The sequence below is a fragment of the Dactylosporangium sp. NPDC005555 genome, from assembly GCF_040605635.1.
GTDB lineage: Bacteria > Actinomycetota > Actinomycetes > Mycobacteriales > Micromonosporaceae > Dactylosporangium.
Map to the genome: position 1 here is coordinate 1 of NZ_JBEXDG010000129.1, position 7,286 is coordinate 7,286.

A 7,286-nucleotide genomic window follows, 5' to 3' on the forward strand; every position below is an offset into this window, starting at 1 on the left:
CGTGGCGGATCAACATCATCACGTTCGACCCGCCGGTCCTCACGGCGGCGACCGGCACCACGGCGGCATTCTCACTGCCGGCCCAGTTCCGCGGCATGGGCGGCGGGCCGTCGTGGTCACCGGCACCTTCGACGCGGCCACTACGAACTCGGACTCGACGCCCCGCCCAACCGGCGAGTCGCTGCGGCATTCATCGAACTCACCCAAGCGATCTGACTGCAGGCTGTCCTGCGGCTCAGCCTGTCCGCCGATCCGGTAACGCATCGGAGCCGTCGGCAGCCCCCGGTGCGTGTCCACGTCGAACTCGTGGACGGCGTCAGCCGCCGGGTGGGCATGCCACCGCGCCGCATCGTGCTCGGTCATCGCCTCATCTTCCCCGCCGGCGGGCACACATGCCCCTCGAAGGCGTGCACGCTGCCGATCACCATCGTCGGGGCTCGGCATGCTCAGCGTTCGCCGTCGGATTCGACGCCGTGCAGGATTCGCTCGCGACGCCGGTTGCCCAGCTCGGCGACGATGCCGCGGAACCGTTCCTCGTTCAACGGATAGCGCAGCATGGTGGCGGCGCCGATCCCGACGAACACCGCCGGGCCGAGCCCGGTGACGTACCGGATGGCGTTGAGACTCTCGGCGGACTGCGTGGCCGCGCCGGCGGTGTACCCGCCGAGGCCGATGCCGAACGCGGCGAGCGCACCGCCGACGCCCTGGCCCACCTTGCGGGTGAAGGAGAGCGCGGCGTAGTTGGCGCCCTCGATCCGTATGCCGGAAGCCCAGTCACCGTACTCGACGGTGTCGGCGTGTAGCGCCCACATGAGCGACTGCACCGCGGCGATCCCCATGCCGTACACGGCGAGCGAGACCAGCGGCACCGCCGGCACGTCGGGCGGGGAGAAGGCGATGCCGAGACCACCGATCGCGGTCAGCGCTGCGGTGGCGACGTAGGCGCGCTGCTTGCCGAACGTTTCGACGATTTTCGGGATCAGCGGGCTGACCACGAACATCGCGCCGGTGGTGAGGATGGTGAGGACGATGGTGTAGTCCGCGTTGCCCAGCACGTCCCTGGCGTAGTAGACCTGCAGGGTCTGCATGATGAACAGCCCGGTCAGGACCGACAGGTGAAGGTCAGGTTGTTGGCGGCGTCTCCGCCCGCGTACCCCAGGTACTGGACGGTCCGCAGCCGCGAGGCCGGCGCCGCGGGTGCCGTGTCGGTCATACGGGTTCCTGCGGGTGCCCCGCCACCCGGTCGGTGATGGTGCGGGCGTGCGTCGCCGCCACGACGAGGTCGACGCAGGTGTCGAGGGTGAGCACTGTGCTGTCGAAGCTGCATGTGGTACGTGTCGGTGTTCTCCCCGTCGACGCCGTACGCACGGCGCAGGTACCCCTGCTGCGCGCGGGCGTTGACCTCGCGGCGTTGCTCGGCGGTGTGCCGGTCGATGCCCTCCAGGCGCATCGCCTGGTGGACACGGCCGGCTCGGGTCCCGGTCAGCCTCACGTGCAGGGCCTGAGAGACCGTCTGCAGCGCCACCGCCCCGCCACGACCGAGGATGACGCCACCGTGCACGGTGGCCCGGGCCAGGAAATCTTCGGTCTGTGACCGGTGGCGGGCCTCGACGAGATCGATGTCGGACATCGGCATGCCCTCGCCGACGGTGGCCCGTTCCAGGCTGCCGAGGTAACGGCGCCACGCGCCGCGCTCGCGTTGGGGCGCGTCCGGGTCGAGGTCGGTGATCGCCGCCTCCGGCACGTGCAGTTCCGCAGCGACGCCGGCCAGGATCCCCGGTCGAGGTGTCCCTCTGTAAACCAAGCTGGGTATCCTCGCCGTCGGCACGTACCCCGGTATCGCGACAAGTCACCTGTACGCCGTTGCGCACGAGCAACGGCCCGAGCATGCCCACGACCGCCGGCGTTGCCCAGCAGTCCTCCGGAGGCAGAACCCCGGATCGGGGATGGACGGGCCAATTCCCGATCCGGCCGGTGCACCGCCATCAGGACACATCAGCAGGTAGGTAGCCCAGATCGCCGAGCCCTGCTTCAGCGTCGACGAGGGCAGCGAGGGCGTGTTCCCACTCGGCTTACAGACCGCGGGCCACGAGGCGGTTGTCGGGGTCGACGGCACGGACGCTGCCGGCGCCGAAGGCGAGCTCACCGATCAGCAACGGCACAGTGAACCCGACGTCGGCCAGCATCCCGAGTCCGGCCATGTCACATCGTCGGGGTCACCGCGCACCCGACCGGTGCTTGGGTGACCCAGTAGGCCCGGAATCATCGCCGGCGAACGGCACCTGGGCGAGCGTCCTTGACGAGTACACCAAGCATTACAACGGCCACAGGCCACACCGATCACTCGGCCAGCGACCACCGAACCCGCCGTCGCGGGTCGTCGACCTCACCACCGCCCGAGTCCAACGACACCCGATCCTCGGCGGCATCATCAACGAATATTCGCAGGCAGCGAAACCGAACCCATTTTACGAGCCCCACAGGTACGGGCGGGTGGTGGGTGGCCGGCCCGGGTAGCGCGGCGGTGGAGTCATGTGGTGTCTGGTCGCATGCGGAGCTTGCCGTGGGCGCGGCGCAGGACGGATTCCAAGCGGGCCAGTTCGACGCGTGCGGCGTTACGTCCGGCCTCGGTGATGCGGTAGTAGCGGCGGCGGGGGTCGTCAGAGACGTCATCCACGTTTGATGACGCTTGGATCAGCCCGTGATCGAAGAGCGTACGTAGGGTCCGGTAGAGCGTCGTGGGCCCCAACTGCACGGCGCCATCCGACTCGGCCGCGATGGTCTGCATAATCGCGTATCCGTGACGTGGCACGTCGGCGACCGCGAGCAACACGTGCAAACCGGCCTCGTTGAATGTCGGGGCCGGAGGTCGCTTACTGGGCACTTCGAGCTGCCGTAGGACGCGAGTCACCCCTGAGTCGCACCACGACAATGCCGAGGGACGCGGCGGCGAGCCCGACAACTGCGCCCTGCGCGATGCCTAGTACCCACAGATGGCCGCCGACGCCGGCCATCGTCTCGCGGGTAACGTACGTGGCCAGGTCCATATCGGATGCCCGCTGCTGCCATTCGCTCAGCATCAGCGGATCCCGCTCCACATCGGACCGCAGGAACGCCAGCAGGGCAGCGCCCCCGAGGCTGGCACCAAGACCGCTGCCCACCCCGGACCACACCCCTGCGCGCAGCCCGCTGCGCCACCGGCCGGTTCGCACCGTGACCCATGCGGCGGTCACGAACGTGGCCAAGCCCACGACCGCCCACGTCACGTTGTCCACCACGCCGCGGTTCGATGCTGTGGATACCGTCGGCGGGGTGACGTTGTTGAAGGCGATCTCGGCGATCCACAACGCCCCCAGTCCGAATCCCCAACCCAGTCCCCACAGCAGCACCGTCCGTCGATCGATGGTCGCCGACCGTCCGGCCATCCACCAGGCCGCCGCGACGAGGACAAGTGCGGACACCGCCACGGTTGAGGCCTCCAGCCACACCGACGAGTCGGCGACCGGCACTCGAGCGGCGGCCACGAGCGCGAAGACCCCGACGAGGACGCCCGACACCACGAGTACACGACGGGGCCAGGCCGGTACGGCGGTTTCCTCCATGCCAACTATTACCACGGTGGGCATAGTAGCGTCCCCTTCGCCAACTCGATGGCCCCGTCCAGCCATGTACCGATACCTGGCGGATGCCGCAACTCCCCCGCCCACCCCGGCACCAGAAGAAGGCGGTCCGAGCGACGACCGTGAGTCCAGTGCGTGGAGCGTCTGCGGCAGCAGGGGCGCTTGCGCGCCTGTCAGCAGATGGGAGTTCGGGGTTGCAGCGTTTGTCGTCGCTCATGAAATTCGGTTCTGGCGATGATCTTGTGGTGGGTCGGTGTTGGCGTGTCGTCCACTGTCCGATGTGGACTGTGATAGCTGACGGCGGTGCGATCTTGAGCGGTCGGCGCCGTGGCCGCTGGCAGCGCAGCCGCCAGCGGCCACAGTACCGGCCGAGCGTGCGTGGCAGAACGTCGCCAGCCGCTGGTCGCGCTGATCGAAGTCCTCGACGGCTCGCCCGCACACCTACCCCCAGGATGCGGGCGAGCCGTCTATATCACCGTGGCAAGGCGATCATCGTGGCGCTGCAGTGACTATCGACGCAGAGAATCGTCGGGCAGGGCGGCCTCCGCCAGCAGCGTCGAGGCCGAGGGCGCGGGGGCCAAGGCACCGGAATTGACAAAGCCCTCGGCCACACCGTCACCCTGCAACCCACCGCCTAAACCCAACACAAACACCCACACCCCGGACCATCCAGAGAGTCCCGGGCTGATGCCACCCGCCCAACGCCCGCAGTGGCCGGGGTCATTTCCGGTCGACCCGCCGGCCGTACCGCTGCTCCCATTCCGGCCGGATCCGCGGCGTCAGCCAGCCCGGGGCGGTCAGCGCGAGCTGGTTCACCACAGCCCGCATCGTCTCGCCGAGCCGTTCCAGCCGGCTCAACGCGCTGATCTTCGCCAGCACATGGGTGGAATCCGTACGCGCCCTACCACCGCCGCGCAGCAGACCAGCCTCACGAGCCGCGTCCAGCATCAACTCCAGCAGCCGTACCGCCCGCCCGTCACCAACGAGCCGGTCCCGGAACTCCGACAACACCGAGTAGTGGAACCCCGTATCGTCCAGGGCCAAGCCCAACGCGTACTACCAGTCCATCCGGGTCCGGACCGCGTCCGCCGCGTCACGATCGGTCAGATCCTCCATCGCCTGCAACACGCACACCAGCGCCAACAGACCCGGCGGCACCGCGCCGCGCCCCTCGGCGGCGAACCAGCCCGCGAACTCGCCGTCATCGAAGACCGGCCCGAGCGCGTCTCGGACACGCGTCACCCGGATACCGCCCGGACCACCGCCACGGCCTGCACCGGGATCTCCACCGACGCCGGCTCAACCAACGCGTTCGCGGTATTGCGCTTGCCGCCCTGGGGGTCGCGCCAGGTGTCTGGGCTGCCCCGCTCGCCGGCGACGGTGGAGAACCGGCTCAAGGTGTCGGTCCTGGTGCCCGGCTGGAACACCGCTGCCCTCGTGTAGGCGCTGACGTCGCCGGTCACCTCGAAATGACCGAACGCGCCACCGCCCTTTGCATGCGGCTGGCGCTCCGGGATGCGCTCCCGGTTGAAGTTGGCCATCTGCTCGATGAGGTAGTGGTCGTTCAGCACGATCGGGCCGTCCGGACCGACGGTGAGAGAGAGCTCGTCGCTGGCGACCGGGATGCCGGCATCCGCCGTCGTTGGCTTGAGCTTCGGGCTCGTCATGTCGTACCTCCAGGGTGAACAGCGGTGCGATCGGTCAACGCCGCACAACACGCATCGCCACAGGCTGGGCGCATTGTGCCCGGTTGCGTCGTTGCGAAACCGAATGAGCCATCTTCACCGCGTGGGCTGACGCGTTGCCTGCCGCCGATAGTGCGGATCCAGAGCTCTTTTGTGGCCCCTTCGATGGACGCCCCAACGGGGACACCCCTCTGGACCAACGTCCAGAGGGGTGTCCGCACCTCAGGGGGAAGCCCAGCGCCGTGTCAGTGTCGGCACGGCACCAATTCGCCGGTTCAGGACGTGATGACGGCGCGCTGTGACCGCGAACGACTGTGGCTATCTGACCGCGTGGCGGTTCCGGCGCCCGACAGAACCGGCCACGATGGCCACGCCGACGGCGGCCAGCCCCACCTGGATCAGTAGCTCCAGCCAGCTGAATCCGGACGTGTTCACCCCGACTGCTCGAGCGATGACCGTACCCAACAGGGCGGCGATGATGCCGACGACCAGGGTCAGCCAGATGGAGATGTTCTGCTTGCCGGGAACGACCAACCGGCCGAGCGTGCCGACGATGATGCCCACGATCAACGCGGTGATGATGCCGGAGATGGTCACGGTTCCTCCCTCGGGTTGATTCGGCTCCCCCTACCTGTGCCCAGCGTTGCGCCGACCAGTCATGACAATCCCTTGTCGCTGATGCTGTCGGGATGTACGTCCTCGCGGTCATCGAGAACGCCAGCCGCCGTGTCCGGATCCTCGGCACGACCGCGCATCCCACCGCGGCGTGGGTGACCCAGACCGCCCGCAACCCGGTGATGGACCCGGAGGACGCGGGACGCCGGGTGAGGTACCTGATCCGCGACCGGGACGGCAAGTACCCGGCTCTGTTCGACGCTGTCCTCGCCGAAGCAGCGATCGCGGTCGTGCTCAGCGGCGTCCGGATGCCCCGGATGAACGCGGTCATGGAACGCTGGATACGGACCTGCCGGCGCGAACTGCTCGACCGGACGCTGATCCTCAACCAACGACATCTGCTGCACGCGCTACACGAGTACGAGCTCTTCTACAACGAACACAGATCCCCTCAGGGCATCGCCAACACCCGGCCACTGGCCCGCTACCCGAACCGATCCCGATCCAGACCGGCTCGCCCACCTGAACATCCATCGACATGACCGCCTCGGCGGCGTCCTCCGCGAGTACGATCATGCCGCCTGAACTGCCCGGATGGCATATTCGGCAGGCACAGCGTCCTGTACGCCGGGTCTGGTCATGAATGCAGTTGGCCGGCCATCTGCTGCATCGCAACGATCTCGGCTTGCTGCGTCTTCACGATGCGGCCGGCGAGAGCCTTGGCGTCCGGGTTGGTCCCATGGGCCAGCTCCGCCTGAGCCATCGTGAACGCTCCCTGGTGGTGAACGACCATCATCTGGAGAAACATTTTGTCGAAGTCGGTGCCGGTCGCCGCCTTCAGCTTCGCCATATCTGCGCTGGACATCATGCCCGGCATCATCGGCATCCCGCTCGGCATCATGCCATTCGGCGACGTTCCATTCGGCATCATGTTGCTTGGCATGCAATGCATCCCGGGACAGCTCGGCATCGTGGTCGGCTGCCCCCAGGCGACCAGCCAGCCCTTCATCGTTGCGATCTCCGCCTCCTGCCCGGTACTGATCTTGGCGGCGAGTTGCTTGATGTCCGGATCGGTCGCCTTCGTCTCGGCGAGGGCGGCCATCTCCACGGCTTGCTCGTGGTGCGGGATCATCATCCGGACGAACATCGCGTCGGCGTTGTTGAAGGTCGGGTTGACGCTGACGCTGACGCTGACGCTACCGTTGTTCGGTGCCGTGGGGCTACCGCCGCCGCTTGCGGTGTCACTGCAAGCGGCGAGCGTGACGGTGAGACAGGAACTCGGCCGGCATGCCGGGACCGGCGTCGTGAACGGTGAGCCTCGCATACCCGTCAGCGGTGGCGGTGCTGACGGTGACCGGTGCAGCGC

12 protein-coding genes are annotated in these 7,286 nt (G+C 67.9%); 1 reads left to right on the top strand and 11 read right to left on the bottom strand.

Annotated elements, in window-relative coordinates; all coding sequences use genetic code 11:
- Positions 1 to 39: 39 nt before the first annotated feature.
- From ABZS58_RS50650 to ABZS58_RS50695, 10 genes are all read right to left on the bottom strand, one after another.
- A complete protein-coding gene (locus tag ABZS58_RS50650; RefSeq protein ID WP_354791968.1) occupies positions 40 to 363 on the bottom strand; it encodes a hypothetical protein in 324 nt (107 codons plus the stop codon).
- 83 nt (positions 364 to 446) lie between these two features.
- Positions 447 to 1,088, bottom strand: a complete 642-nt coding sequence (locus ABZS58_RS50655) for an MFS transporter (protein ID WP_354791970.1) — start codon at positions 1,086 to 1,088, stop codon at positions 447 to 449.
- A 14-nt stretch (positions 1,089 to 1,102) separates the two neighbouring features.
- On the bottom strand, positions 1,103 to 1,804 hold the full coding sequence (locus ABZS58_RS50660) for a cytidylate kinase family protein (protein ID WP_354791971.1): 702 nt from the start codon (positions 1,802 to 1,804) through the stop codon (positions 1,103 to 1,105).
- A 268-nt stretch (positions 1,805 to 2,072) separates the two neighbouring features.
- Positions 2,073 to 2,201 carry a hypothetical protein gene (locus ABZS58_RS50665; RefSeq protein WP_354791973.1) on the bottom strand — a complete coding sequence of 43 codons (129 nt, stop codon included), beginning with the start codon at positions 2,199 to 2,201 and terminating at the stop codon, positions 2,073 to 2,075.
- A 329-nt stretch (positions 2,202 to 2,530) separates the two neighbouring features.
- Complete coding sequence (locus ABZS58_RS50670) at positions 2,531 to 2,833, bottom strand: PadR family transcriptional regulator (RefSeq protein ID WP_354791986.1); 303 nt, start codon at positions 2,831 to 2,833, stop codon at positions 2,531 to 2,533.
- 40 nt (positions 2,834 to 2,873) lie between these two features.
- Positions 2,874 to 3,602 (bottom strand): hypothetical protein, encoded by a 729-nt coding sequence (locus tag ABZS58_RS50675; protein WP_354791974.1) that lies wholly within the window; start codon positions 3,600 to 3,602, stop codon positions 2,874 to 2,876.
- Positions 3,603 to 4,340: 738 nt separating this feature from the next.
- A complete protein-coding gene (locus ABZS58_RS50680) occupies positions 4,341 to 4,664 on the bottom strand; it encodes a hypothetical protein (protein ID WP_354791976.1) in 324 nt (107 codons plus the stop codon).
- Positions 4,665 to 4,676: 12 nt separating this feature from the next.
- The gene (locus tag ABZS58_RS50685) at positions 4,677 to 4,862 is read right to left on the bottom strand and encodes a transposase (protein ID WP_354791977.1); all 186 of its coding nucleotides are present in this window, start codon (positions 4,860 to 4,862) and stop codon (positions 4,677 to 4,679) included.
- On the bottom strand, positions 4,859 to 5,287 hold the full coding sequence (locus ABZS58_RS50690; RefSeq protein WP_354791979.1) for a catalase: 429 nt from the start codon (positions 5,285 to 5,287) through the stop codon (positions 4,859 to 4,861). Before ABZS58_RS50690 ends, ABZS58_RS50685 begins: the two co-directional genes overlap by 4 nt.
- Positions 5,288 to 5,623: 336 nt before the next feature.
- Positions 5,624 to 5,902, bottom strand: coding sequence for a GlsB/YeaQ/YmgE family stress response membrane protein (locus tag ABZS58_RS50695; protein ID WP_354791981.1), 279 nt, complete (start codon positions 5,900 to 5,902; stop codon positions 5,624 to 5,626).
- A gap of 92 nt (positions 5,903 to 5,994) precedes the next feature.
- On the opposite strand from ABZS58_RS50695, the gene ABZS58_RS50700 reads away from it, so the two are divergent.
- Positions 5,995 to 6,462 (top strand): integrase, encoded by a 468-nt coding sequence (locus ABZS58_RS50700; RefSeq protein WP_354791983.1) that lies wholly within the window; start codon positions 5,995 to 5,997, stop codon positions 6,460 to 6,462.
- Positions 6,463 to 6,557: 95 nt separating this feature from the next.
- Here ABZS58_RS50700 and ABZS58_RS50705 read toward each other — a convergent pair.
- A partial coding sequence (locus ABZS58_RS50705) for a DUF305 domain-containing protein (RefSeq protein WP_354791984.1) occupies positions 6,558 to 7,286 on the bottom strand: 729 nt, incomplete at its 5' end.

Excerpts from the sequence above, each read along its gene's own strand:
- ABZS58_RS50700 (WP_354791983.1), top strand. The coding sequence starts at position 5,995 with ATGTACGTCCTCGCGGTCATCGAGAACGCCAGCCGCCGTGTCCGGATC.
- ABZS58_RS50650 (WP_354791968.1), bottom strand. The coding sequence starts at position 363 with ATGACCGAGCACGATGCGGCGCGGTGGCATGCCCACCCGGCGGCTGAC.
- ABZS58_RS50690 (WP_354791979.1), bottom strand. The coding sequence starts at position 5,287 with ATGACGAGCCCGAAGCTCAAGCCAACGACGGCGGATGCCGGCATCCCG.
- ABZS58_RS50665 (WP_354791973.1), bottom strand. The coding sequence starts at position 2,201 with ATGGCCGGACTCGGGATGCTGGCCGACGTCGGGTTCACTGTGCCGTTG.
- ABZS58_RS50675 (WP_354791974.1), bottom strand. The coding sequence starts at position 3,602 with ATGGAGGAAACCGCCGTACCGGCCTGGCCCCGTCGTGTACTCGTGGTG.
- ABZS58_RS50655 (WP_354791970.1), bottom strand. The coding sequence starts at position 1,088 with ATGCAGACCCTGCAGGTCTACTACGCCAGGGACGTGCTGGGCAACGCG.